This is a genomic window from Nonomuraea sp. NPDC051941 (assembly GCF_044593615.1).
This window is the reverse complement of the sequence record NZ_JBIUCF010000052.1, coordinates 65,039-89,443: the sequence shown is the minus strand read 5'-3', so window position 1 is coordinate 89,443 and position 24,405 is coordinate 65,039. Positions and strand designations below refer to the sequence as shown.

Sequence of the window (24,405 nt, the reverse complement as noted above, 5' to 3'; positions counted from 1 at the left end):
GCTGGGTCCGCGCGTTTTCGCGTACGCCGGGGAAGCAGGATCCGGGTAGTGCTTTCGCCGCTGAGAGGATGAGTGTTTTGGCCGATTCGTCTTTCGACATCGTGAGCAAGATCGACCGTCAGGAGGTCGACAACGCTCTGAACCAGACGGTCAAGGAGATCGGGCACCGCTTCGACTTCAAGGGTACGGGGGCCGCGATCAGCTGGTCAGGGCAGGACAACATCGAGATCAAGGCGAACAGCGAGGAGCGGGCGAATGCCGCTCTCGACGTGTTCAAGGAGAAGGTGGTCAAGCGGGGCCTCTCGCTGAAGATCCTCGACGCGGGTGAGCCCAAGCTGTCGGGCAAGGAGTACCGGATGCTGGTCAGCCTGAAGGAGGGCATCGACCAGGAGAACGCGAAGAAGATCTCCAAGCTGATTCGCGACGAGGGGCCGAAGGGGATCAAGGCGCAGATTCAGGGCGAGGAGCTTCGGGTCAGCTCGAAGAAGAAGGACGACCTTCAGGACGTCATCTCCCTTCTGAAGGGCAAGGATCTGGACATCGCCCTCCAGTTCGTGAACTACCGCTAGCGGAGGCCTACTTCAGGCCTTTGAACTGGCGTTCCAGCGTTCCGCAGGGCTCGGAGGGCACATCCGGGGCACACGGTCGAGCGCGCTGTCCACGAGGGCACGCGTCTTCTCCTGTGCCTCGGGCCGCTCCCCCACATGTACGTATCCTCGGTGGAGTGGCTGAGAGCGGGCTACACAGCCTTGGTCGAGGTGCCCTTGCGGATCGGCCACATGGCTCCGTGGGTGATGTAGGCCAGTCAGAGGCGGGGGCACCCACCGCGGACCGCCAACGCCCATATGCACGGCCTAGAGGCCACATTTCGGAAGTGAGTTCATAGCGACCTTGTAGCGGATGGCGAGCGTGCCGAAGCGAGGTGGTCACGGCCCGATGAGGTTTGAGCCGGTTGATGCCGTGTCCCACAGGTGGCGCTGCTTGCATGATCGACCGGCTTCTTCCGCACGCCACCGAGCCCGGCGCTCGGCCCGTAGATCGCCTGCCAGCACCCATACCGCTCCGGGAAGTTCCACTAAACGCTCTCACCCGCATCCGCACCGGAGCCTTCAATCAGCTGCCCTTTCGTCCAGATCGGCGAGCGCTCCGGCGCGGCCGGCGGGCAGGGACGGCTCCGGCACCGCCACCAATAAGGTGCTGGCGAAGTCTCCGCGTTTGATGGTCTTCTTGGCTCGTTGAACCATCTATCCAAGATCTCGTGCTTGTGTCGATCGTCGACGCGGCACCCGGTCTTTCCGATCCGCCGCCTTGACCCGTTTTCGCTGGCGGAGTTCTTCGCCGACGCGCACCATGGGAGCTCGATCCTCCTCCCGGGGAAAAGAAATCTAGGCGCCGGTGCGAAAGAACCACTGCCTGACTACGGGCGCCCATCGGCAGGTTGGGGAACCGTCCGTCACTGAGTCCTCACTCAATGGGACCATGGATGAAGTCAACCACAAGGGAGTACTCCCTCTGCCGCAAAGGTGGAACAGCGGACATAGAAGGACGCCTTCTCGACCTGATGTCACGGATGCGGGCACTCGAAGCGGGCGTGCCCAGCAGCGGCGCCGGCAAGGCCACAACGGCCGAAGTCGACCAGATAAAGGCCGACATCGCCGAGTTCCGTATTGAGGTCAGACAAGATCTCGCAGCTCTCGGCGACGAGATGGCCGGGCTTCGGCGGCACTTGAACGAGTACCTCAGTTCCATCCAATGCAAGGTTCAGCTCCAGCCGGGGTCCCTCTAACCCGAGCTCATCGATCCCTAGATAGTCAAAGGCTCAGCCGAAGCCGCCGATATGCTCGCGGCGGCTCAGGCTGAGCCCAGCGCCCCGCTTGATCTTTGACCTGCGTGATGTGAACGTGGATGAGTATGTCGGGGCTCGATCGTAAGCTCGGTAAACGTGACGAAGATCCCCCTGCGCCGCTTTACGGCGCGTGCCCTGCCCATTGATGATCAAGATCGGGTCCTCCTGCTCCACGGCTTCGATCCGGCCAGGCCCGATGAGCCGTTCTGGTTCACGATCGGCGGGGCGGCGGAGGATGGCGAGACGTTGCAGGAGGCGGCGGCGCGGGAGTTGTTCGAGGAGGTCGGGATCCGGGCGAATGCGGACGAGCTCAGCGGGCCGTACGGGAACAGCGTGATCGAGTTCAACTGGTCCGAGTACGCCGTCACGCAGGATCAGACGTTCTTCGCGATCTGGGTGGGGGCCGGTGCGGTCGTGTCGTTCGATCACATGGAGCAGACCGAGAAGGACACGACGATGGCTTACCGGTGGTGGAGCGCGGAGGAACTCGAGAGCACGGAGGAGACCTTCTTCCCGACGGATCTCGCGTCCATCCTGCGCCAGGTCACTGAGGGCGGAGGATCCGCGTAGCGCCGGCGATCAGCGCCGTGGCCAGGATCCAGCCGGAGACGATCAGTCCGTACGCGAGCCACTGCGTCCACCCACCCGGGTCGAACAGCTCTCGTTGCCCGAATGCGGGGATCGGGAGCAGGAGGTCGAAGGTGTAGGCGAAGGCGTTGAAATCGGGGCTCTCGGAGGGTTTGAGCGCTCTTGGGGGGCTGATGGCGAAGACGACCGTCCCGATCGCCAGCAGCAGGGCGAACCATATGCCCGCCAGCCAGGGGCGGTAGCCGTACCCGACCGCGATGTCGAGCAGTCGCCCCCATGCTCGGCTACCGAGGCCCTGCGTCTGCCGGCGGGCTCGAAGTTTGGCGAGTTGGGTGCGTCGGGCGAGCGCGTCGTTGCCGTCGCTGAGGAACCACGCGGCGAGTTGCTCGTACGGCTGCGGCCTGAACCCCTCCGGATCCCGGGTCACCCAGTCGATTCGGCGGGTTACGCCGGAGCCGCGCAGGCGGTCGTAGGTCAGGCCGTTCAGGCGTAATTTCTCGGGCCAGGTGTCTGGATTGTCGTGCAGCGTGCCGACGGTGGTGTGTGCGAGGGTGACGACGCCTTCGATGGGCTTTGCGGGCTTCAGGTAGAGCTCGCGGAGCTCCATGTGGCTTGCGTGGAGGGCGTAGCGGGTGTCCGGGCTTCGGATGATCCCGTTGAGCGAGAGTGTCCCGTTGATTCGCGCTCCGCGTAATCGTACGCAGCCCAGTGCCAGGAATCCGTCGGTGCAGCGCATGGTGTCCTCGACGACCATGTTGTCGGCGATGAGGGCCTGATTGCCGGGATTGCGGAGGGTTGCGCCGTCCAGGAAGAGTCCGCCGTTGAGGCGGGCGCCGACCAGACCGATTGCTCCGGTGAAGTCGGCGTTGCGCAGGTACGTGCCGGAGTCCACGACGACGGCGTTCGCGTAGAGCGCCCATCCCTCGTCGTCGTCGGCCGTCATCTTGGTCCCACCCAGCCACAGCCCGCTCTCGAACTGGGCCCGGTTCAGGCGGACGGTGCCGGTGATGTTCGAGCCGGACAGGCTGAGGTGCCCGGCCACCCGCAGGCCTCCGCCGCTGAGGCCCGGGAGGCGGCAGTCGGTCAGGCGTACGGTGCGGGTGTTGGAGTCGGTGAAGCGGATGGGTTCATCCAGATGGCAGCCGATCAGGCTGAGTTCGTACGGGATCGTGCCGCCGATGATCGTGAGCCGGCCGGTGATCCGGGCGCCGCGCAGACGTACCGCCGGGACCGAGCCGGTGCCGGTGTCGCGGGCGCCGAGGAGCAACTGGGCGATCACTTCGGCTCTGATCGAGCGTTCGGGCCCCCACGTGTGGCCGACCGTGGGGGCGTTCGCGCCAGCCGTACGGAACGGACCGATCTTGAACGGGCCCAGCTCGACGGTCTGGCCGGTGGGGAACGCGTTCCAGAGCCTCCGCTCCGCCTTGGTTAATCGGCCCATGGGTCAGCGGCGGTAGCCGGCCATCCGCTCGAGGCGGGCGACCCGCTCGGACGTGGGCGGATGCGTGGAGAACAGCCGGCCGAAGCCCGAGCCGCTGAACGGGTTCGCGATCATCATGTGGGAGGCCGAGGTGAGGCGGCTGTTCTCGGGGAGCGGAAGCCTGCGGGCACCCATCTCGATCTTGCGGAGCGCCGAGGCCAGGGCGAGCGGGTCGCCCGTGAGCCTGGCACCCGATTCGTCGGCCTGGAACTCTCTCGTCCGGGAGATCGCCATCTGCACCATCCCGGCCGCCACCGGTCCGAGCACCATCATCAGCAGCGCGCCCACGAAGCCCGGCCCCTCGTCATCGTCCGAGCCACCGAAGAACACGGCCACGTAACTGATCCAGGTGATCATCGTGGCCAGCGCGCCGGCGACGGAGGAGATGAGGATGTCCCGGTTGTACACGTGTGACAGCTCGTGCCCGATCACTCCGCGCAGCTCGGCCTCGTCGAGCAGCTTGGTCAGGCCGTACGTCACGCACACCGCGGCCTGGCGAGGGCTTCTGCCGGTCGCGAACGCGTTCGGCTGCACCGTCGGCGAGATGTACAGGCGCGGCATCGGCTGGCGAGCCTCGGTGGAGAGCTCTCGCACGATCCGGTAGAGCGTGGGCTGCTCCACCTCGCTGACCGGCCTGGCACGCATGGCCGACAGGGCGATGCGGTCGGAGAAGAAATAGGCGACTCCGTTGCTCGCCAGGGCGAGCACGAGCGCGATCTGCACACCGGCGCCGCCGCCCAACCACGCGCCCACAGCGACAATCAGCGCCGACAGGCCGCCCAGCAGGATGGCCGTGCGCAGACCGTTGTGGTGCAAGGTTTCCCCCCTTCGTGGTCTGGGTTCACCTCCTCCAACGACCACGACCCGGTGCTTCGTTCCCCAGCCGCTCCTCGGCGTGCTCAGCTGCGGGCGGAGCGCGACTTTCTTCTTACCCACGGCCTGTCTCTCAACCGAAGGCGGACAGCGCGGTCATGTCCAGGACCAGTTGGGGGGCGATCGAGAACAGCACGGCCGCTGCCAGAGCGAGGCCGATGGCCAGCCACGTCGTGGGCGTCGGGCGGTGCCGGACGAGGACCGGTGCCGTGGGAGGGGTGAAGAGGCGCGCGGTCCAGACGGCGTAGTAGTAGAGGCCGATCACGGTGTTGACGGCCATGATCAGGGCAAGCCAGCCCGAGCCACCCTCCACGATCTCGCGGAAGACGAACACCTTGGCGAAGAGCCCGGCCAGGCCCGGTGGCAGGCCGGCCAGGCAGACCAGGCAGAACGCCAGCGCGAGCCCCGCCGCGGGGCGCCGGAACGCCAGGCCCCGGTAGTCGTCGAGCTCGTTGCGGGTGGCGGTCCTGGAGACGAGCAGGACCACCGCGAACGCGCCGAGGTTCATGGCGGCGTAGATGACCAGGTACGCCATGGAAGTGCCGACCGCGCCGACCCCGGTTCCGGCTGGGTATGTGCCGGGTCCCCCGGCGAGCCGAGGGGTAATGCCCTGGGCCGCCACCGCCAGCGGCGCCAGGATGTAGCCGGACTGCGCGACGGAGGACCAGGCCAGCAGGCGTACGGCGGAGCGTTGGCGCATGGCGAGCAGGTTGCCCGCGGTCATGGTCAGCGCGGCGATGATCCCGACAATGGGCGCCCAGGTGGCGGCCTGCCCGGACAGTCCGGCGACCAGTACGAGGATCAACCCGGCGAACCCGGCCGCCTTGGAGATCACCGAGAGCAGCGCGGCCACGGGGACCGGGGCGCCCTGATAGACGTCGGCCGCCCAGGAGTGGAACGGCACCGCGGCGATCTTGAAGGCGAACCCCGCCACGACGAGCACGACTCCGACCGAGACGACGGCGGGCAGACCCTGGGCCGTCGCGAGGGTCGTGGTCTCCGCCAACCCCGGCGCCGGGGCCTGACCGCTGAACACGGCCGCGAGGCGGGACAGGTAGACCGTGCCCGCGATGCCGTACAGAAGCGAGACGCCGAACAGCATGACGGCCGTCGACACCACCGAAACCACGAAGAGCTTCACGGCGGCCTCGGAGGCTCGGCCGTCGTAGCGCTTCATGGCGGTGAGGGCGAAGACCGGGAGCGAGACCAGCTCGAGCGCCACCACGAGCATGATCAGGTCTCGGGAGGCGGGCAGGGTCACCGCGCCGACGAGGGTGCAAAGGAGGAGGAAGTACCACTCACCCACCGGGATGCCGCCGGCCGCCAGCTCGGTCATCGACATCAGCACGACCACCACGGCCGCGACCAGCACCATGCCCGCGAAGACCAGCGTGAAGCCGTCCGCCACGAAGGAGCACAGCCGGGTGGGACCGGCGAGGTCGGCCGGGACGCAGAAGGTCGATCGCGGCGGGCCGCCCCTGATCGCCTGGGCGACGACGAAGGCCAGCGCGACCAGGACGCCTGCCAGCGTGACGAGCCCCAACACGGGCTTCGTACGGGGGCGGGCCGGGAGGAAGGCGTCCAGCAGCAGCACCAGACCGGCCACCAGGGCCAGCGCCAGCGGGGGCGCGATCACGAAGTAGTCGATCTGCTGGATCATGAGACGGCTCCCAGCAGGGTCTGCACGGCCGGTGTGGTGAGCGACAGGAGGAGGCCGGGCCAGAGCCCGAAGAGCAGGATCAGAGCCACCAGCGGTGTCCATGCCAGCAGTTCGTAACTCCTGATGTCATCTGGCGCCTGCTGCCCGGGCGCGCCGGTAACCCGCTGAGCGCCGCCCGGGAGAGGGCCGCCGCTCACGGCTCCGGCATCTTCCAGGCGCGCGTCACCGCTGGACGGTCGGACGTGGTCTGAGGGCATGCCGCCGCTCAAGGGTCCGGCATCTTCCAGGTACGCGTCGTCACCGGACGGTGCGGCATGGTCCGGAGGCGTGCTGGGTTCGGTGGCGCTCGGAGGCTTGTTCTGGCCGCTGTAGGGCTCCGGTCTCGGGGGCGGCTCCAGGGTGGCCGTCGCCGAACGTCTTGCCGTCGAGCCGAGAGGCACGACGGGACGCTCGTCCGGTGTGACGCCTTCCCGCTCGTCCATCCGGGGGCGACCGTGGGTCACGCGGGACAACATGACCAGGAAGTACGCGGCCGTCAGGACCGCCCCCAGCCCTCCGATCGCCATGTACGTCACGAACAGCGCGCGGGGCAGCCCGTTCGCCGGCTGGAAGGCCCCGAACAGCGCCAGCATCTCCCCCCAGAATCCGGCCAGCCCCGGCAGCCCCAGTGAGGCGATCGACGCGAAGGTGAGCACCGAGCCCAGCCTCGGCAGCGTCGCCAGCATGCCGCCGCCCAGGGAAGGCATGTCGGCGGTGTGGTAACGGTCCTTGATCGCCCCGGCCAGGAAGAACAGCAGGCCGGTGATGAGGCCGTGGGCGACGTTCGCGAAGAGGGCGCCGTTGATGCCGACCGGGGTCAGCGTGGCGAATCCCAGCAGGACGAAGCCCATGTGGCCGACGGACGAGTAGGCGATCATGCGTTTGAGGTCACGCTGGGCGAGGCAGGCCAGAGCGCCATAAATGATGCCCACCACGGCGAACGTACCGAGCCACGGAGCCACCGCCATCGCGCCCTCGGGAAGGATGGGGATGGCGATCCTGGCGAAGCCGTACGTGCCCATCTTCAGCAGCACCCCGGCGAGCAGCACCGAGCCAACGGTGGGAGCCTCGGTGTGGGCGTCGGGCAGCCAGGTGTGCAAAGGCCACATGGGGGTCTTCACCGCCAGGCCGATGCCGATCGCCACGAACGCCACGATCTGCACAGACCTCGCTATACCGGCACCGTGGGCCGCGCTCAGGGCCTCGATGTCGAGCGTGCCGGTCTGCGCCCATACGAGCAGCAGGCCGAGCAGCATCACGACCGAGCCGAGCAGCGTGTACAGGATGAACTTGACCGACGCCGCCCGGCGGCCCTCTCCGCCCCAGATGCCGATCAAGAAGTACATCGGGATGAGGACGATCTCGAAGAACACGAAGAAGAGCAGCAGGTCGAGAGCGAGGAACGTACCGATCATGCCCACTTCGAGCACCAGCAGCGTGAACACCAGTGCCCTCGGCCGCGCCCCCACGAACCCCCTCCGCGCGGCGCCCCAGCACAGGTAGACGAAGCACAGGAACGTCAGCAGCGCCGTCAGCACGATCAGCGGCAGCGAGATCCCGTCGACGCCGAGGTGGAAGCGGAGTCCCAGCCCGGGGATCCACGCCTGATCGACCTCGAACTGCGGCCGCGCGCCCCGTGAGTAGTCGAACGTCGCGGCCATCAGCACGGCCAGTGCCAGCGTCAGGCCGGACAGGGTCAGTCCGTACGTGTGCAGCAACGGCCGGAGCCGGTGCGGCGCGAGGAGGAGCAGGAGGGCGCCGAGCAGCGGCACGGCCAGCAGCGCGACGGAGAGCCAGGCCATCATGCGAGCACCTCCGCCTCTGCGCCGAGGCGATACCGGGCCGTCATGCGAACACCACCGCCCCCACCGCGATCAGCAGGACACCGGCCAGCACGCCGCTCACGTAGAGCTGGACATTGCCGTTCTGGGCCAGTCGCAGCAGTCCGGACAATCCGCGCGCCGACCTGCCGGACGCGCGCACCGCCCCGTCCACGACCACGTCGTCCGTCCGCACCACCAGCCTGGCCAGGGCCAGGACCGGGCGTACGAACAGCGCGGCGTAGAGGCCGTCCACGGAGAACGCCCGCTCGCACGGCCCCCGCAACGGCCCCAGCAGGCGGGCGGGGTCGGCGATGGGATCGATGCGCCAGAACGCGTACACCGTCCCGGCGCCGAGTGCGGCCAGCACGACGCTGACGGCGGCCATGCCGAGGTCCAGGTGCAGCTCCCCGGCGAACCCCAGTAGGAGGGCAGGGACGGCGAGGACGACGACAGGAACGAGCATCGTGCGGGGGGCCTCGGTGACGTCCACGACGTGGGCCGTGCCCGGCTCCGGCTCGGGGAGCGCCACGGCCCGCGCCTGGCCGAAGAATGTGCGTAGCCAGGCTCTGGTGGCGTACGCGCCGGTGACGGCCACGGTCGCGAGCGCGCAGCCGTACAGGAGGAGCGCGGCCGCGTCCGTCAGGCCACCGGTGGACACTGCGCGGTCCATGGCCAGCAGGATGCCGTCCTTGCTGAAGAAGCCGCTGGCCGGAGGGATGCCCATCAAGGCGGCGAAACCTATTGTCATCGTCACGAACGTCACCGGCAGTTCGCGCCGCAGGCCGCCCATCTGGGTCATCAGGTTGGAGCCGACGTGGTGGATCACCGCACCCGCGCACAGGAACAGCAGGGCCTTGAACGCGCCGTGAGTCAGCAGGTGGAAGATGGCCGCCGTGTCGGAGCCCGCGGCCAGGCCGCCTGCCATGTACGCGAGCTGGCTGATCGTGGAGTAGGCGAGCACGCGTTTCAGGTCGTCCTGGGCCAACGCGGCCAGCGCCGAACCCAGCATGCCCAGGGCCGCGACGACGGCCAGCACGTCGAGCGTGGGCCGGGCCGCGAGGAACGCGGGGAACAGCCTGGCCACGATGAAGATCCCGGCGGCGACCATGGTGGCGGCGTGGATCAGGGCGCTGATCGGCGTGGGGCCCGCCATGGCGTCAGGGAGCCACGTGTGCAGCGGGACCTGGGCGCTCTTGCCCGCCACACCGGCCAGCAGGAGCATCGTGGCGGTCACGAGCGTGGCCGCGGACATCTCCGGCACTTTGCCCAGCACGTCGCTGATGCGGAAACTTCCCGCCGCGAGACCGAGCACGAAGATGCCGAAGAGGAAGCCGACGTCGCCCAGGCGGGTGACGAGAAACGCCTTGACCGCCGCGCGGGAATTGCTCCGGTCTTCCCACCAGTGGCCGATGAGGAGGTACGAGCAGAGGCCCATGATCTCCCAGCCCACGTAGAGGACCAGGAGGTCGCCCGCGTAGATCACCAGGAGCATGGCGCTGGTGAACAGGCTGATGAACGCGCTGTAGGAGGGGTAGCGCGGGTCGTCCTTGAGGTAGCCGACGGAGTAGACCTGTACGGCCAGGGCGACGAGGGTGACCAGGACGCCGAGGATGCTCGACAGGTTGTCGGCCTGGAGGGCGAGCGTGATCGGGACGCCGCCGGTGACGATGGTGCCGTACGTCTGGCCTGTGGGTGGGGAGGTGGTCGCGCCGTGCAGGTAGGCGACGCCCGGGCCCCAGGCGAGCCAGCCCGCCAGGATCGCTGAGAGCGTGGTCGGGAGGATCGCGATCCAGGCTGCCCGGGTGTTGGCTCGCTGGGCCGCCGCTCTGGTTGCCGCAGCTGTCTCGGCTGTCTTGGCTTCGCGCTCGGGCGTTGTGGCCTCTATCGCGGAGGTCGCGGTTTCGAGGGCCGGGGTTGTGGCCTTTGGGGTGGATGTCGTGGTTTTGGAGGCGGGTGTCGTCGTCCCGAGGTCGCCGGCTGGGGCGCCTGGGCTGGGTGTCTTGGGCCCTCTTGTGCTGGAGGGGGCGGTGAAGCGCTGGTGGGGCCAGCGGGAGAGCAGGAGCCCTGCCGCGGCGGCGACGAAGGGCAGGAGCACGGCGATGAGCGGGAATGTCGTCACAGCGTGCCACCTCGCTTGGCGGGCTGCTCGTCCCCACGACCGCCTTCGGTCTCCGCCTTCCCTGACCGATCTGCCTCGCTTGTCCCGTCCGAGTGGTCTGAGGCTGCTTGGAGTGCCTGAGCCGGCTGGGTGTGGCGGTGCTCGTTGGGCTCGGCGGTGGCGGGCGGACGGCCTTCGGTGGGCTCAACCGTGTTGGCGGGCGTGGCGGGATCGGAGGCGGTCGGATCGGACGCGGCGGGGTCAGGTGTGTGTTCCGGGGCGATGGCGTGGCCTCGTACTGGTGTCGTTGCTGAGCGCGCGGCGGCGGCGGGCTGGTCGGGAGTGCCCGCGATCGCCGGCGTCTCTGTGGGCTCGTCGGGGGGTTCGGCGAGGTCGCGGAGGTGGTCGATGTCGACGGTGCGACGGTTGCGGTACAGCGCCAGCACGATCGCGAGGCCCAGGCCCACCTCGGCGGCCGCAATGACGATGACGAACAGGGTGAGGACCTGGCCGCTGTGCAGGCGGTCGGCCAGCCACACGTCGAACGCCACCAGGTTGAGATTGACGGCGTTGAGCATCAGCTCGACCGACATCAGCACGAGGATCGTGTTGCGGCGGACGAGCACGCCATAGACGCCGATGGAGAACAGGAGCGCGGAGACCACGGCCGGGTAGACGATGTGCACTAATGACCCCCGGTCTGATCGGGCGGCTGATTACCCCCGGTCCGGTCGGGCACCGAGTTGTCCCGGGTGTCGGGGGGTGACGGGCTGGTCTCCGGCCGGGCGGGCGAGCTTTCCCCGCTCCGAGTGGATGGCGACCTATCCCCCGTATGCGCATCCTCCCCGGCTGGGTGACCTCCGACCCGCCGAGGTGCTGAGCCCCTTTCCGTCGGCGAGCTTGCGGCGCGCGTCTCGTCGGGTGGGGTGTTGCTCCCGGTATGAGCGGATGGCGCGCCGCCGGGGATGTCCGTACGGGACAGGACGATGGCGCCGATCAGGGCGGCGAGCAGGAGCACGGACAGCGCCTCGAACGGCAGCACCCAGGTGGCGAACACACTGGCGCCCAGTTCCTTCGCGGCTCCCTGGCCTGGGGTCAACGGTGTGTAGGCGGTGTGGAATCCGTCGATCACCACCGTGACGAGAACGGCCGCGGTCGCCACCGCCACCAGGGCTGCGACCAGGCGGTTGCCGCTGTCCAGGTCTGTGGAGCGGCCGATGGGGGCCCGGGTGAGCATGATGCCGAACAGCAGCAGCACGACCACCGCGCCCACGTAGATCAGCACCTGGACCCAGGCCACGAACTCGGCGGTCAGCACGAGATAACAGCCCGCCAGGGCGCCGAAGGACACCACGAGCCAGAGGGCGGCGTGGACGAGTTGTTTGGTCGTGACGACAAGCAGCGCCGATCCAACCGCTACCGCGCCCAGCAGCAAGAAGACGATCTCTTGCCCGGTGGGTGACAGGTAGGAGGGCACCGCTTCGGTCACGACTCCTCCTCGGACTCCCTTGTCTCGTCAGGACCGAGCCTCCCGGGCGGTCGGATGGACCGTGGATCGGCCATCCTGCGCCTGCGGGGGCTCGCGGCAGAAGTTTGCTCCTCCGGCTCGGGCTTCGGTTGCGGGACGCCCGAGGCTGTGGACAACTTTTCTGAGGACGACTGCCCTGTGGATGAAGCCTGTCCCTGGGGTGGCTCCTCCGCGGAGGGACCAGCCTCGCCGTCTTCCGTGGGGGGCGAGGTAGTGGCCGCCGTTGGGGAGGGCGCGCTGGTCGTCGGGTCGTCGTCCTTCGTTGCGGGGGCTGCGGCCGTCTCGCCTTCTCCTGCGGGGCGGGATGCGGTCGTCTGGCCCTCTTCCGGGGGGAGGGCGGAGCGCGGCACGTCGGCATTCGGCTCAGAGGTGTCGTCCTGAGCGCGGGATGGGAGGGCGCCTGGAGGACGGATCCCCCGTACGTTCTGGATGGGTCGGCGTGGGCGTCCGCCTGGCGTGCGTGACGGAGCGGTCGCCGGGCCTGATCCGGGCGCGCCCGCAGTGGGCTCCCCGTCCTGGGCGTCGGGCGTGGGCGTCGTCGCTGAGGTGTCGGGGGCCGTGCCTGGGGTGCTGGATTCGGGAATCGTCCCGGATGCGCCAGTTCCGGGCATCGTCCCGGATGGGACGATTTCAGGCGTTGCTCCGGAAACGTCGGCTTCGGGCGCTGTTCTGGAGGCGCTTGCCTCGGACGTTGTTCCGGGCAGGCTTGCTTCGGATGTTGTTCCGGGGGCGCCTGCTGGGCGCTCTGCTCTGGGTGTGGGCTGCGGGCTTTTTGCTGCGGTTGTGGGCCCTGCGTCCGGTGCTTCGGAGGTGGGGCGCGTCGCGCTTACTCCCGCTGCCGGCCGGGTCTTCGGTGCGTCCGGGGAAGGGCTGGCTGCCGTACCTCTGCGCTGGGGTGGTTCCGCTGTGCGTGCCGTACGGGCGGCGGGGCGGCGGGGGGCGGCCGTGAGTTCCTTCGGGGGCTCGGCGCCCGGGTCGTGGGCCGGAGGCGGGGGGACGGTCTGGGTCCAGGCGGCCAGCTTGTCCTTCTCATGGATGAGGTTGCGGATGTCGCCTTCCGCGTACTCGAACTCCGGAGACCAGAAGAGAGCGTCGAACGGGCAGACCTCGATGCATATCCCGCAGTACATGCACAGGCTGAAGTCGATGGCGAAGCGGTCGAGGACGTTCCGCTGGCGAGGGCGGCCGCCCTCGGGGGCCGGGATCGTCTCCTTGTGGGAGTCGATGTAGATACACCAGTCGGGGCACTCTCGGGCACAGAGCATGCAAGAGGTGCAGTTCTCCTCGACCAGGGCGATCACGCCGCGGCTGCGGGGCGGGAGGGCAGGCTTGACCTCGGGATACTGCTGCGTCACCGATTTGCGCAGCATGTGGCGAAGGGTGATGGACAGCCCCTTTGCCAGTCCGACTCCTGGTATCCGCCCCATGCTTCAATATCATGACGCAATTGGTCCCGCAGGCAAATGAGTGGGGACAGGGTCCCCGGTTTTCCACAGCCGTCCACAGGTTGACGGGGAGTTATCCACAAGCTGTGTGCATGCCCGGTATGAACCGTGCCGGGGCGATAGTCTCTCGGCCATGCAGCAGAGCCATCAGGTCCGTCCCGGTGGCGGGGCGTGGGCGGCCGCCGTCGTCTGGGCCTGCCTGCCCCTGTTCACGTGCGGGCTGGCGACCCCGTTCACCATCGGGTTCGCCGCGTTCTGGCTGCGGAGCATCTGGCAGGTCTTCGCGGCGTCCGCCTACCTGGTCTGCATCGGGTCGTTCGTGATCTCGGCGCTGGCGTACGAAACTTTCGAAGACATTCCGCAGCCGCTGTCCGTGCTGGTCTCGTTGGGGCTGTTCGTCAGCTGGCTCGGCGGGGCCATTCACTCGGGAATCCTGGTGCCGACCATGGTGCGGGCGCGGCTCCGGGGGCCGGTGCATCCGACGCACACGAATCTGCACCAGAGGACGACCTCTCCCTCCCATCAGCATGGGCATCGGGAGCCCGGCCCCTATCAGCGGCGTCCCGGCCCTGCTGAGGCGCACCGGCCGCGTCCCGCCTCGGCCGAGACGTACCAGCGGCGTACCGACTCCGCCGACACCCATCCGCCACGTCCCGGACGTGGCGAGAACTACCGGCGGCGTACGACCGAGCCCGAGTCGCGCCCGCGGCGCCCCGGAGAGCCTGAGTGGATCGGGCACTATCGGGTGCTCCAGTCGCTCGGGCGCGGTGGGCAGGGAGCGGTTTACCTGGCCACCGCGCCCAACGGGACGCGGGTGGCCGTGAAGGTGCTGCACGATCTCGTCGATGAGACGGCGCGGGCCAGGTTCGCGCGGGAGGTCGACGCGGCGCGGCGGGTGGCGACGTTTTCCACAGCCCGTGTGCTCGACGTGAACATCTCCGGGCAGCACGCTTACATTGTCAGCGAATACGTGGAGGGGCCCTCGCTGGAGCAGCTCGTCAAGAAACACGGGCCGCGTGATGAGGACAGTCTGACCAGGCTGGCGTTATCCACAGCCGGAGCGTTGGCGGCTATCCACAAGGCGGGGATCGTGCATCGTGACTTCAAGCCGAGCAATGTGCTGATCGGGAACGACGGGCCTCGGGTGATCGACTTCGGGATCGCCCGGGCACTGGATCAGGTGACGATGACGTCGGGGAAGATGGTCGGGACGCCGCCGTACATGTCGCCTGAGCAGCTGACCGGGGAGGCTGTGGGGCCGGCTTCCGATGTGTTCAGCTGGGCTGTGACGATCATGTTCGCGGCTACGGGGCGGCCTGCCTTCGGGGAGGACACCGTGCCTGCTGTGTTCAACCGGGTGCTCACGCTGCATCCGGACCTGTCGCCGCTGTCGCCTGCTTTACGGGGAGTTGTGGGGTCTTGTCTTAACAAGCGGCCTGAGGATCGGCCTTCGGCGTCTGATGTGATGCTGGCGATCGTGCACTGAGTTGTTGCCGCCCAGGGCGGCCTCCTGGTGGTGGGAGGGATGGTTGCGGTGTGACGCGCTTGGCGGCTTGGGCGGGCGTGCGGGGTGAGCAGTTGGGGTTGATCTGCTGGTGTTCTCGGCGCCGTTGGCCGCTACCGCCTCTGGCCCGGGGGTGTTGGCGTCGTTGATCGCCCGGCGCGCCTTCGACATGGGCAGGCGCTGCTGGTCCGGGGGGTGTTGGCGCTGTTGTTGACGTCGTTGATGGTGATTAGCACTCAGGCTGGTTGGGCGCCGCCGAACCGGACGGTTCCTCAACCGGGCAGGCCGTTCAACCGGTTGGGCTCCGGGCGTGTTGTCAGTGTGGGTGGCTGATCGCGGGTGTCCGCCAACGGGAGTTGGTTCGGGCGTGCGGGTGGTTGCTGCTGTTCTTGTTGCGGCTGTTCCGGGGTTGTCAGGGGGTGGCTTCTTTGGTGGCTCTGGTGAGGTTGAGGTACTCCTCGCGTGAGATGCGGTGTACGGCAAGGGAGAGGTTGTGGCGCTTGGTGAAGGCGTGGGCGTGTTCGGGGAGCCAGCGGCCCGGGAGGTGGTGGAGGGGGCTGCCGGTTACGTCGAGGATGAAGAGGCCGGTGAGGCTGTCGTACTGATAGAGGAGCAGACTGAAGGCTTCGCGCGGGGATGCGCCGATTCGCCGGGTGGCCGTGACCTCCGTGCCATGGAAGATCTGGAGCGTTCCGGAGGAGTTTGCTTTGAGGTCCGGTCCGCGGCCCGCTGAGGGCAGGAGGGTGCCTCTGCGCGCCCGCCAGCGGGTTATTCGTCCGAAGACAGGGCGTAACACCAGCAGCGCGGGGCTGAAGGCGACCATCAGCCATTTGGATTCGAACATTTCCAGGAGGAACCGGCCCATTGACGAGACAGCGCGCCAGGCGGCCCACATTCCCAGAGACGCGAGGTAAGCCATGACGGCCAGGCCTGCGATTCCCGCGCAAATGGCCACCGGCTTGTGCCATTTGCGCGGGAATAACGGTCGGAGGCCGCGTAAACGTTGCCAGCCGGGGGCGCGGCTTGCCAGGACCGCGCGTACACGGGCCGGAGGGTAGGAGCGGGCGTCCAGCAATGGGATGCCTGCCCTGTGCGCGAAAAGCTCCAGGTCGGGCTTGTGCCACTCGCCCGGCAGGTCGAGCAGGACCAGGCCGTCCGCGTCCAGGGCCGCTATGCCTTGCACGGGTTGGAGCTTGCCGGTTTTGGTGGCGATCTGCTCGCAGTTGTAGTGGTAGAGGCTCGCAGGTGTCACGCGTACGGAATGGTCTGAAGCAACGTCGGTGACGACCAAGGTTCGGTCGTGTGATGTCAGAACGGTTTCCGGACGGAGTTCGCCCTTTGTCGCGCCTGAGATCGGGACGAGATGGTCCATAGTCATACCCCCAAAGGCCCCCTGCTCAGGTACGACGAATAAAGCGAACCTAAAGTTTCTGCTCTAGACGAGAACCTTGATGATGCCGGTCAGGGCCAGTTGACCAAGGGCCAGGGGGACCAGGATGGCCCAGGCGAGCTTTTGCAGCTGGTCCTCGCGCAGCCGGGGGAACGTGACGCGCAGCCAGATCACCACGAACGACAGCGCGAAGACCTTGATCAGAGTCCACAGCCAGCCGGGGAGGAACGGGCCGTGCCAGCCGCCCAGGAACAGAACGGTGGTCAGGAACGACAGGACCACGATCCCGACGTACTCGGAGAGCATGAACAGCGCGAAGCGCATGCCTGTGTACTCGGTCATCGGGCCCATGATGATCTCGGACTCGGCGATCGGCATGTCGAACGGGGGGCGGCGCAGTTCGGCGAGCCCCGCCAGGAAGAAGACGACGCCGCCGACGGCCTGCCACGGCAGCCACCACCATTGCCACGCCTCGACGATGCCGGGGATCGACAGCGTGCCCGCGGCCATGGCGACGGAGGAGGCCGCCAGGACCAGCGGCAGCTCGTACGACATGAGCTGGGCGGCCGAACGCATCCCGCCGAGCACCGAGTATTTGTTGGCCGAGGCCCACCCGGCCATGATCGAGCCGAGGACACCGATGCCCATGACGGCGAGGACGAAGAAGAGGCCGAGGTCGAGGTTCACGGCCACGCGGCCCCGGTCGATGGGGATGGCGATCAGTACGACGAGGTACGGGACGAGCGCCACGCCGGGGGCGATCATGAAAATGCGGCGGTCGGCCGCGGCCGGGATGACGTCCTCCTTCTGCGCGAACTTCACCCCGTCGGCGATGAGCTGCGCCCAACCGTGGAAACGACCCGCGTACATGGGGCCCAACCGCGACTGCATGTGAGCCATGACCTTGTGCTCGGTCTGGCCGACGATCAGCGGCAGAACCAGGAACACGATGAGGATGACGGCGAAGCTCAGCACCACTTCAAGCATCGGGCGGCCCCCAGTCGGCTGGAACTCCTGGCGGAAGTGTCTTGCGGCGGCTCGGTGCGCCATGCCCCGATTCGCCGGGCTCCTTGGCGCCGGGCCACGGCTTGGCCACGCGAGCGGCGAGAATGAAATCCTTGCGGAGCGGGTGGCCCTCGAACCCGTCGGGCAGGAGGAGGGGCACGAGGTAGGGGTGATCGTCGAAGATCACGCCGAACATCTCGTACGTCTCGCGCTCGTGCCAGTTCGCGCCCCGGTAGACGCCTACCGCGGTGGGGAGGTGGGGGTCTTCGCGGGGTATGCGGGTGCGGAGGAGCAGGCGTGCTCCGGCAGTCAGGTTGTAGACGTGGGCCACGACGAGGAAGGCCTCCGGCGGGTCGTCCACGCCGGTCAGCCAGTCGAAGAACGCGTAGCCGAGGTCGTCTCGGACGAACGTCAGGAGCTCGATCCAGTCGGCGGGGGTCACGTCGATCGTGGTGTCGCCGTAGGACTCGGAGATCTCGGCACGGTCCCCGAACCGGGCCTCCACCTGGGTGAGACCGCCAGGGAGGCCAGTGGTGTCGGGGGGTTGATGCGGTGTCGACTGCTGGGTGCCGTCGTCCGTCGGTTGGGTGGACGGGCGGGCTTCGGGCCGCTCGGATGGCTGTGCGGGCGGACGAGTCCTTGGCTGTTTGGACGGGCGAGTCTCGGGCCCCTCGGACGGTTGTGTGGGCGGGCGAGTTTCGGGCCCCTCGGACGGTTGTGCGGATGGAAGAGTCCCGGGCCGCTCGGGCGGCTGTGCAGGTGGGCGCGTCCCGGGCTGCTCGGATGGGCGAGTTCCAGGCCCCTCGGACGGCTGTGTGGGTGGGCGGGTTTCGGGCCGCTCGGGTGGCTGCTGGTCGTGGGGGTTGGAGGCGTTCGAGGGGTCGGGGGTGTTGTCCGGTCGGTCCGGGGTTCCCTCGGTGGTCACGCGTCCTCCCCGTGGGAGCGGGACCACACGTACCGGTCGCTGAGCTTCTCGTCGGCGATCTTCTCTTGGAGCTTCATGATCCCGTACAGGAGAGCCTCAGGGCGGGGCGGGCAGCCGGGGACGTACACGTCGACGGGGATGATCTGGTCCACGCCGTTGGTCACGCAGTAGGAGTCCCAGTAGGGGCCGCCGGAGTTGGAGCAGGCGCCGAACGAGATCACGTATTTGGGGTCGGGCATCTGCTCGTAGAGCCGCTTGACGGCCGGGGCCATCTTGTCGGTGACCGTGCCGGAGACGATCATCAGGTCGGCCTGGCGCGGGCCGTTCGCGAACGGGATCACGCCGAACCTGATGAAGTCGTGCCTGCTCATCGAGGTCGCGATGAACTCGATGGCGCAGCAGGCCAGCCCGAAGTTGAACACCCACAGTGAGTAGCGCCGGCCCCAGTTGAGCACGAAGCGCATCGGCTTGGGCGCCAACCTGGAGATCGGGCCCACGGTGGGCATCGGGAGGTCTGTTGCTGCCATGTTGACCATTCTTGCGCGGATCGCAGGTCAGGCAAAGGAATCTTCGGTTGGGGGGTGGTTGGGGACTTCTTGGCATCGGCAAGCGGTGAGAGGAGGCGCGGCGAGCGGGGCGGGGCGAGGCGGGGCGAGCGGGGCGGGGCGAGCGGGGCGGGGCGAGCGGGGCGCAGGCAGGAACTCAGGCGCAGGTGGGAACTCAGCGGGGGCAACGGCGAAGCTGAGGGTGAGGGCGAAGGCGAGGTGCAGGCGAAAGCGAGGTGCAGGCGAGTCGGGGGTGAAGGTGAGGGTGTGGCGAAGGCGAGAGTGGAGGCGAAGCTGAGGGTGCAGGTGAAGGCACGGTTCAGGTGCAGGTGCAGGTGCAGGTGCAGGTGCGGGCGCAGACGAAGGTACAGGTGAAGGTGAAGATGCGGTGCAAGTGAAGGCGTAGGCGGGGTGGGTTAGGTCCAGGTGAGTACGCGTTTGCGCCAGGCGTACAGGATGCCGAGGGCGATGAAGCCCAGGAAGACGAACATCTCCACGAGCGTCGTCACCCCATAGCCAGGCGTGTCGAAGACCGTGGCCCAGGGGAACAGGAAGACGGCGTCCACCGCGAACACCACATACAGGTAAGTGAAGACGTAGTAGCGGACCTGCGACTGCGCCCACCCCTCCCCGACCGGGTCGACCCCGCACTCATACGTGGTCAGTTTCTCCGGAGTCGGGCGGGTCGGGCGGAGGAGGCGGTTGGCCATCAGGGCGCCGGCCACGATGGCGACGCCGATGGCGAGCAGTGCGGCGACGAGCACGTAGGACCCGAAGTAGCCCTCCATGAGTGAGATCGTAACCCGGAATCCCCATCACGAACCTGGTCAAAGCTCAGGAATCCGCCACAAACCCCGGCCCAGAAGGCATCAGCGTCCGCCAGGTACCCGCGCCGGTCAAAGGCTCGGTGGTGATCACGTCAAGACGGGGTAAATAGTAAGATCAGCAACATACCCTGACATTCATGCACAAATTGCGATTCCTTTCCGGAATCGCTCTGCTGGCCCTCTCGGCGACCGCCTGCGATCTGGCGGCCGCCACCCCCGAGAGGGACGTCGTGGTCCCGGCAGAGCCGACGATGATCGACTTTGTCGACCCGGCGGCCGTTGCCGGCCTGTCCACCAGGACGCTCACCGACGACCACTACACCGGCAGCCGATATGTGCACATCAGCTACCCCGAGTTCCAGAACGCCCCCGCGCTCAACCGCGCCCTGCACGCCGAGGCCGAGCGGAAGTGGCGGGACTTCGGCGGGCGGACCAAAGGCTGCGCCGCCTCCTCGCGGCCCGAGCTGAACGTGGACTGGCAGCTCGCCGCCGCCTCCCCCCAGGCGATCGCCGTACGGCTGCGGACGGGCGAGTTCCAGGGCGCGGGCTGGGCCTACTCCACGCGTACGTACTGGTTCGACCGGCGCAGCGGCAAGGTGGCGGAGTCGGCCGGGCTACTCGACGGCGAGCACGCCCTGCGGCAGCTCGCCCAGCTGGTGCGGGAGCAGTTCAAGGGGCGCGGGTCACAGGTCGAGCGGGAAGAGGTCAGCGCCGGAGGCGACCGGTTCGACTCGATGGCGTTCAACCGGGGCGGGGACCTGGTGGTCGAGTTCGACGACTGCCAGATCGGGCCGTGCTCGCTGGGGCGGCTCGCCGTGGCGATCCCGGCGGAGCGGGTACGTCCGCTGCTGTCCGAGTTCGGGCGGCGGGCGCAGGACAGCGTGCGGGAGGCGGCCAGGAGGGCTCCGATCCGGCGGCCCGAAACGGCGCCCACGGAGAGCCCGCGGGCCGCCAGCAACCGGGCGGGAACCGTGGACTGCGCCAAGGCCAAGTGCGTGGCGCTGACGTTCGACGACGGCCCCGGGCCCTATACCGCCAAATTGCTGGACATCTTGCGGAAAGGCCAGGCGAGGGCGACGTTCTTCGTGGTCGGCTCCAACGCCGCCGCCCAGCCCGCGCTCGTCAAGAGGATGAGCGCCGAAGGGCACCTCGTCGGCAACCACACGTGGGACCACAAGGACCTCTCGAAACAGGCGACGAGCCGGATCACCGACTCGCTCGCGCGCACTGAAGATGCCGTCTCGACCGCCATCGGGCAGCGGCCGGCGCTCGCGCGCACGCCGTACGGGACCGCGAGCCAGGCCGTGCGCGACGTCGCGGCTGAACTGGGGCTGGCCCTGGTCGACTGGGACATCGACGTCAAGGATCTGTTCGCAGATAAAGCGGGCGACATCGCGGACCTTGCCGTGCGCAAGGCGCATCCAGGTGCGATCATTCTCATGCACGACATCCACCGGGAAACGGTTGACGCGGTTCCGGACATCCTCAAACGGCTGCGCGGGAAGGGTTACAGCTTCGTCACCGTTCCTGAGTTGTACGGCTCGGCAGGGATGCAGGCCGGACACCTGTACCGGTCGGGGAGCGAGCTGCCGGGTAAGCGCCCCCTGACGTAGGACACGTATTGGGGGGACGTATAGTTGGCGCTCGTGACCCGAACCGTTCTGTACGCCCGCCTGCATGTGGACCTCTGCAGGCTCGCGTCCGGGCTGTGTCGTCGTTCTCCCACCTCACCCTGACTTCGACCACGTTTACCCGCTATGCGCGGGATGCAAACGCGTGACCTTCCGAGGATCTAGCATGGATACAGAGAACGCGCCCCGGGCAACCGCGCCTCGGGCGTCGAGGAGGACTGAGCCGTGACCCAGCGCAGCGAGGGCACAAACGATGAGCACAGTCGAGTTTCGTTCACAGCACTGACGAGGGAGGCGCTGTGAACAAGCAGGTCCAGCAACTCGACCGCGTGATCATCAGATTCGCCGGAGACTCCGGCGACGGCATGCAGCTCACCGGCGACCGCTTCACCGCGGGCACGGCGGAGTTCGGCAACGACCTGTCGACGCTCCCCAACTTCCCCGCCGAGATCCGTGCACCCGCAGGCACCTTGCCGGGTGTGTCGAGCTTCCAGCTCCACTTCGCCGACCACGACATTCTCACGCCCGGCGACGCGCCGAACGTGCTCGTGGCCATGAACCCGGCCGCTCTCAAGGCCAACCTGGGCGACCTGCCCAGAGGCGCGGACATCATCGCCAACATCGACGAGTTCACCAAGCGCAACCTGCAGAAGGTCGGCTACGACGCCAACCCGCTGGAGGACGACTCGCTCAGCGAGTGGCGCGTGCACGCGGTGCCGCTGACCTCGCTCACCGTCAAGGCCCTCGAAGGCTTCGAGCTGTCCAAGAAGGACGCCGAGCGGTCGAAGAACATGTTCGCGCTGGGCCTGCTCAGCTGGCTCTACCACCGGCCGACCGAGCACACCATCAAGTTCCTCGAGCAGAAGTTCGCGAAGAAGCCGGACATCGCCAAGGCCAACATCGCCGCCTTCCAGGCGGGCTGGAACTACGGCGAGACCACCGAGTCCTTCTCCGTCTCGTACGAGGTCAAGCCCGCCCAGCTCGCTCCCGGTGTCTATCGCAACATCTCCGGCAACCAGGCCCTCGCGTACGGCCTGATCGCCGCCAGCGTGCAGTCCAAGCTCCCGCTGTTCCTGGGCTCCTACCCGATCACCCCGGCCAGCGACATCCTGCACGAGCTGAGCAAGCACAAGCGGTTCGGCATCCGCACCTTCCAGGCGGAGGACGAGATCGCGGGCGTCGGCGCGGCGCTCGGGGCCGCGTTCGGCGGGGCGCTCGGCGTGACCACCACGTCCGGTCCGGGTGTGGCGCTGAAGGCCGAGACCGTCGGCCTGGCGGTCACCACGGAGCTGCCGCTGATCATCGTGGACGTGCAGCGCGCGGGGCCGAGCACCGGCATGCCGACCAAGACCGAGCAGACCGACCTGCTCATGGCCATGTTCGGCCGCAACGGCGAGTCCCCGGTGCCGATCGTGGCGCCGATGTCGCCGAGCGACTGCTTCGACGCCGCCATCGAGGCCACCAGGATCGCGGTCAAGTACCGCACCCCGGTCATGCTGCTCTCGGACGGCTACCTGGCCAACGGCTCGGAGCCCTGGCGACTGCCCGAAGTTTCCGACTTGCCGGACATTTCGCAGCCCTTCACCGAGGCCCCCAACGGCGCCGACGGCGAGTTCCTGCCGTACAAGCGTGACACCGAGACGCTGGCCCGCCCGTGGGCCATCCCCGGCACGGCCGGCCTCGAGCACCGCATCGGCGGCATCGAGAAGGCCGACGGCACCGGCAACATCTCGTACGACCCGAACAACCACGACCTGATGGTCCGCACGCGTGCCGCGAAGATCGCCGGCATCGACGTGCCGGAGCTGGCGGTCGACGACCCCGACGGCGACGCGAAGGTGCTGGTCATCGGCTGGGGCTCGACGTACGGGCCGATCGCCGCGGCCGTCCGCCGGATCAGGAGGAACGGCGGCAAGGTCGCCCAGGCCCACCTGCGCCACCTCAACCCGCTGCCGGCCAACACCGGCGAGGTGCTCAAGAGCTACGACAAGGTGCTGCTGCCCGAGATCAACCTCGGCCAGCTCGCGCTGCTGCTGCGGGCTCGCTACCTCGTCGACGTGATCAGCTACAACCGTGTGCGCGGGCTCCCGTTCAAGGCCGAGGAGCTGGCCGGAGTCATCCAGGACGTGATCGACAGTGACTGAGCTCGTTAACGGGAAGGGCCTGTCGCTCATCCCCAAGACCGACGTCAAGCAGACCCTGAAGGACTTCAAGTCCGACCAGGAGGTCCGCTGGTGCCCCGGCTGCGGCGACTACGCCATCCTGGCCGCGGTGCAGAGCTTCCTGCCGGAACTGGGGCTCAAGCGCGAGAACATCGTGTTCGTGTCGGGCATCGGCTGCTCGTCGCGGTTCCCGTACTATCTCAACACGTACGGTTTCCACTCGATCCACGGTCGCGCGCCCGCCATCGCGACAGGGCTGGCCGCCTCCCGGCCCGACCTGTCGGTGTGGGTGATCACCGGTGACGGTGACGCGCTGTCGATCGGCGGCAACCACCTGATCCACGCGCTGCGCCGCAACGTCAACCTGAACATCCTGCTGTTCAACAACCGGATCTACGGGCTGACCAAGGGCCAGTACTCGCCCACCTCCGAGGTCGGCAAGATCACCAAGTCGACGCCGATGGGCTCGCTGGACAAGCCGTTCAACCCGATCTCGCTGGCCCTCGGCGCCGAGGCGTCGTTCGTGGCCCGCACCATCGACTCCGACCGCAAGCACCTGCAGTCGGTGCTGCGCGAGGCCACCGCACACCGCGGCACGTCGCTGGTGGAGATCTACCAGAACTGCAACATCTTCAACGACAACGCCTTCGAGCAGCTCAAGGACCCCGAGGTCCGCGACGACATCACGCTGCGCCTGGAGCACGGTCAGCCGATCGTGAGCTCCTCCAAGGCCGTCGTGCGGGCGGCCAACGGCGGCATCGAGGTGGTGGCGCGCGATGGCGTGAGCGAGGACCAGATCCTCGTGCACGACGCGCACGCTCCCGACCCGTCGGTGGCCTTCGCGCTCAGCAGGCTGGACGAGCCGGCGTTCGAGCACGTGCCGATCGGCATCTTCCGGCAGATCGACCGGCCGGCGTACGACGTGCTGATGGCCGAGCAGCTCGAGGAGGCCGTGGCGCAGAAGGGCCCCGGCGACCTGAGCGACCTGCTCCTTGGTGGAGACACCTGGCGCATCGGCTAGTTGATGATTAGATGG

The 24,405-nt window shown here is 68.0% G+C and carries 21 protein-coding genes and 1 pseudogene; 8 read left to right on the top strand and 14 right to left on the bottom strand.

The window, feature by feature from the left end:
* The first annotated feature begins 77 nt into the window (after window positions 1–77).
* Entirely contained in the window at window positions 78–569 is a 492-nt protein-coding gene (locus tag ACIHFD_RS54655; RefSeq protein ID WP_397373647.1) for a YajQ family cyclic di-GMP-binding protein, read from the top strand.
* A 540-nt stretch (window positions 570–1,109) separates the two neighbouring features.
* Here the strand turns inward: ACIHFD_RS54655 and ACIHFD_RS54650 are convergent.
* The gene (locus tag ACIHFD_RS54650; RefSeq protein ID WP_397373646.1) at window positions 1,110–1,244 is read right to left on the bottom strand and encodes a hypothetical protein; all 135 of its coding nucleotides are present in this window, start codon (window positions 1,242–1,244) and stop codon (window positions 1,110–1,112) included.
* A gap of 239 nt (window positions 1,245–1,483) precedes the next feature.
* Here ACIHFD_RS54650 and ACIHFD_RS54645 point away from each other — a divergent pair, with 239 nt between their 5' ends.
* Together ACIHFD_RS54645 and ACIHFD_RS54640 are read left to right on the top strand one after the other, a co-directional pair.
* Entirely contained in the window at window positions 1,484–1,786 is a 303-nt protein-coding gene (locus tag ACIHFD_RS54645) for a hypothetical protein (RefSeq protein WP_397373645.1), read from the top strand.
* Window positions 1,787–1,942: 156 nt separating this feature from the next.
* Window positions 1,943–2,416: an NUDIX hydrolase gene (locus ACIHFD_RS54640; protein WP_397373644.1), complete on the top strand. Its 474-nt coding sequence runs from the start codon at window positions 1,943–1,945 to the stop codon at window positions 2,414–2,416.
* Here ACIHFD_RS54640 and ACIHFD_RS54635 read toward each other — a convergent pair.
* The 8 genes and pseudogenes from ACIHFD_RS54635 to ACIHFD_RS54600 form a co-directional block, all read right to left on the bottom strand.
* Entirely contained in the window at window positions 2,391–3,875 is a 1,485-nt protein-coding gene (locus tag ACIHFD_RS54635; protein WP_397373643.1) for a hypothetical protein, read from the bottom strand. The genes ACIHFD_RS54640 and ACIHFD_RS54635 overlap by 26 nt on opposite strands.
* A 3-nt stretch (window positions 3,876–3,878) precedes the next feature.
* Complete coding sequence (gene htpX, locus ACIHFD_RS54630) at window positions 3,879–4,730, bottom strand: zinc metalloprotease HtpX (RefSeq protein ID WP_185070073.1); 852 nt, start codon at window positions 4,728–4,730, stop codon at window positions 3,879–3,881.
* Window positions 4,731–4,860: 130 nt separating this feature from the next.
* Window positions 4,861–6,447, bottom strand: a complete 1,587-nt coding sequence (locus tag ACIHFD_RS54625) for an NADH-quinone oxidoreductase subunit N (RefSeq protein ID WP_397373642.1) — start codon at window positions 6,445–6,447, stop codon at window positions 4,861–4,863.
* On the bottom strand, window positions 6,444–8,291 hold the full coding sequence (locus ACIHFD_RS54620) for an NADH-quinone oxidoreductase subunit M (RefSeq protein WP_397373641.1): 1,848 nt from the start codon (window positions 8,289–8,291) through the stop codon (window positions 6,444–6,446). Before ACIHFD_RS54620 ends, ACIHFD_RS54625 begins: the two co-directional genes overlap by 4 nt.
* A gap of 40 nt (window positions 8,292–8,331) precedes the next feature.
* Window positions 8,332–10,428, bottom strand: a complete 2,097-nt coding sequence (locus ACIHFD_RS54615; RefSeq protein WP_397373640.1) for an NADH-quinone oxidoreductase subunit L — start codon at window positions 10,426–10,428, stop codon at window positions 8,332–8,334.
* Between the two features lie 362 nt (window positions 10,429–10,790).
* Window positions 10,791–11,093, bottom strand: a pseudogene (nuoK, locus tag ACIHFD_RS54610) (NADH-quinone oxidoreductase subunit NuoK); the annotation flags it as partial.
* Window positions 11,093–11,896: an NADH-quinone oxidoreductase subunit J gene (locus tag ACIHFD_RS54605; RefSeq protein ID WP_397373639.1), complete on the bottom strand. Its 804-nt coding sequence runs from the start codon at window positions 11,894–11,896 to the stop codon at window positions 11,093–11,095. The pseudogene nuoK and the gene ACIHFD_RS54605, both read right to left, overlap by 1 nt.
* Window positions 11,893–13,200: a 4Fe-4S binding protein gene (locus ACIHFD_RS54600; protein WP_397373659.1), complete on the bottom strand. Its 1,308-nt coding sequence runs from the start codon at window positions 13,198–13,200 to the stop codon at window positions 11,893–11,895. The genes ACIHFD_RS54605 and ACIHFD_RS54600 overlap by 4 nt, the downstream gene beginning before the upstream one ends.
* A gap of 313 nt (window positions 13,201–13,513) precedes the next feature.
* Between ACIHFD_RS54600 and ACIHFD_RS54595 the strand changes: the two genes are divergently transcribed.
* Complete coding sequence (locus ACIHFD_RS54595) at window positions 13,514–14,866, top strand: protein kinase (protein ID WP_397373638.1); 1,353 nt, start codon at window positions 13,514–13,516, stop codon at window positions 14,864–14,866.
* Window positions 14,867–15,296: 430 nt separating this feature from the next.
* Here ACIHFD_RS54595 and ACIHFD_RS54590 read toward each other — a convergent pair whose 3' ends face one another.
* The 5 genes from ACIHFD_RS54590 to ACIHFD_RS54570 all read right to left on the bottom strand — a co-directional run bounded on the left by ACIHFD_RS54590 (window position 15,297) and on the right by ACIHFD_RS54570 (window position 19,537).
* On the bottom strand, window positions 15,297–16,256 hold the full coding sequence (locus tag ACIHFD_RS54590) for a hypothetical protein (protein WP_397373637.1): 960 nt from the start codon (window positions 16,254–16,256) through the stop codon (window positions 15,297–15,299).
* 63 nt (window positions 16,257–16,319) lie between these two features.
* The gene (gene nuoH, locus ACIHFD_RS54585; protein ID WP_397373635.1) at window positions 16,320–17,261 is read right to left on the bottom strand and encodes an NADH-quinone oxidoreductase subunit NuoH; all 942 of its coding nucleotides are present in this window, start codon (window positions 17,259–17,261) and stop codon (window positions 16,320–16,322) included.
* On the bottom strand, window positions 17,254–17,784 hold the full coding sequence (locus ACIHFD_RS54580; protein WP_397373634.1) for an NADH-quinone oxidoreductase subunit C: 531 nt from the start codon (window positions 17,782–17,784) through the stop codon (window positions 17,254–17,256). Before ACIHFD_RS54580 ends, nuoH begins: the two co-directional genes overlap by 8 nt.
* A 416-nt stretch (window positions 17,785–18,200) precedes the next feature.
* The gene (locus tag ACIHFD_RS54575) at window positions 18,201–18,710 is read right to left on the bottom strand and encodes an NADH-quinone oxidoreductase subunit B family protein (RefSeq protein ID WP_318787639.1); all 510 of its coding nucleotides are present in this window, start codon (window positions 18,708–18,710) and stop codon (window positions 18,201–18,203) included.
* Between the two features lie 455 nt (window positions 18,711–19,165).
* Window positions 19,166–19,537 (bottom strand): NADH-quinone oxidoreductase subunit A, encoded by a 372-nt coding sequence (locus ACIHFD_RS54570; protein WP_397373633.1) that lies wholly within the window; start codon window positions 19,535–19,537, stop codon window positions 19,166–19,168.
* 176 nt (window positions 19,538–19,713) lie between these two features.
* Between ACIHFD_RS54570 and ACIHFD_RS54565 the strand changes: the two genes are divergently transcribed.
* The 4 genes from ACIHFD_RS54565 to ACIHFD_RS54550 all read left to right on the top strand — a co-directional run bounded on the left by ACIHFD_RS54565 (window position 19,714) and on the right by ACIHFD_RS54550 (window position 24,390).
* A complete protein-coding gene (locus ACIHFD_RS54565; RefSeq protein WP_397373632.1) occupies window positions 19,714–21,189 on the top strand; it encodes a polysaccharide deacetylase family protein in 1,476 nt (491 codons plus the stop codon).
* Between the two features lie 33 nt (window positions 21,190–21,222).
* Window positions 21,223–21,312, top strand: coding sequence for a putative leader peptide (locus ACIHFD_RS54560; protein WP_350733556.1), 90 nt, complete (start codon window positions 21,223–21,225; stop codon window positions 21,310–21,312).
* Window positions 21,313–21,506: 194 nt separating this feature from the next.
* Complete coding sequence (locus ACIHFD_RS54555) at window positions 21,507–23,351, top strand: 2-oxoacid:acceptor oxidoreductase subunit alpha (RefSeq protein ID WP_355206698.1); 1,845 nt, start codon at window positions 21,507–21,509, stop codon at window positions 23,349–23,351.
* Window positions 23,344–24,390, top strand: a complete 1,047-nt coding sequence (locus ACIHFD_RS54550) for a 2-oxoacid:ferredoxin oxidoreductase subunit beta (RefSeq protein ID WP_397373631.1) — start codon at window positions 23,344–23,346, stop codon at window positions 24,388–24,390. Before ACIHFD_RS54555 ends, ACIHFD_RS54550 begins: the two co-directional genes overlap by 8 nt.
* Window positions 24,391–24,405 lie beyond the last annotated feature (15 nt).

Coding starts and splice junctions, on each gene's coding strand:
- ACIHFD_RS54650 (WP_397373646.1), bottom strand. CDS start 1,244: ATGGTTCAACGAGCCAAGAAGACCATCAAACGCGGAGACTTCGCCAGC.
- ACIHFD_RS54645 (WP_397373645.1), top strand. CDS start 1,484: ATGAAGTCAACCACAAGGGAGTACTCCCTCTGCCGCAAAGGTGGAACA.
- ACIHFD_RS54635 (WP_397373643.1), bottom strand. CDS start 3,875: ATGGGCCGATTAACCAAGGCGGAGCGGAGGCTCTGGAACGCGTTCCCC.
- ACIHFD_RS54625 (WP_397373642.1), bottom strand. CDS start 6,447: ATGATCCAGCAGATCGACTACTTCGTGATCGCGCCCCCGCTGGCGCTG.
- ACIHFD_RS54620 (WP_397373641.1), bottom strand. CDS start 8,291: ATGATGGCCTGGCTCTCCGTCGCGCTGCTGGCCGTGCCGCTGCTCGGC.
- ACIHFD_RS54600 (WP_397373659.1), bottom strand. CDS start 13,200: ATGCTCTGTGCCCGAGAGTGCCCCGACTGGTGTATCTACATCGACTCC.
- ACIHFD_RS54595 (WP_397373638.1), top strand. CDS start 13,514: ATGCAGCAGAGCCATCAGGTCCGTCCCGGTGGCGGGGCGTGGGCGGCC.
- ACIHFD_RS54590 (WP_397373637.1), bottom strand. CDS start 16,256: ATGGACCATCTCGTCCCGATCTCAGGCGCGACAAAGGGCGAACTCCGT.
- nuoH (WP_397373635.1), bottom strand. CDS start 17,261: ATGCTTGAAGTGGTGCTGAGCTTCGCCGTCATCCTCATCGTGTTCCTG.
- ACIHFD_RS54575 (WP_318787639.1), bottom strand. CDS start 18,710: ATGCCCACCGTGGGCCCGATCTCCAGGTTGGCGCCCAAGCCGATGCGC.
- ACIHFD_RS54570 (WP_397373633.1), bottom strand. CDS start 19,537: ATGGAGGGCTACTTCGGGTCCTACGTGCTCGTCGCCGCACTGCTCGCC.
- ACIHFD_RS54565 (WP_397373632.1), top strand. CDS start 19,714: ATGCACAAATTGCGATTCCTTTCCGGAATCGCTCTGCTGGCCCTCTCG.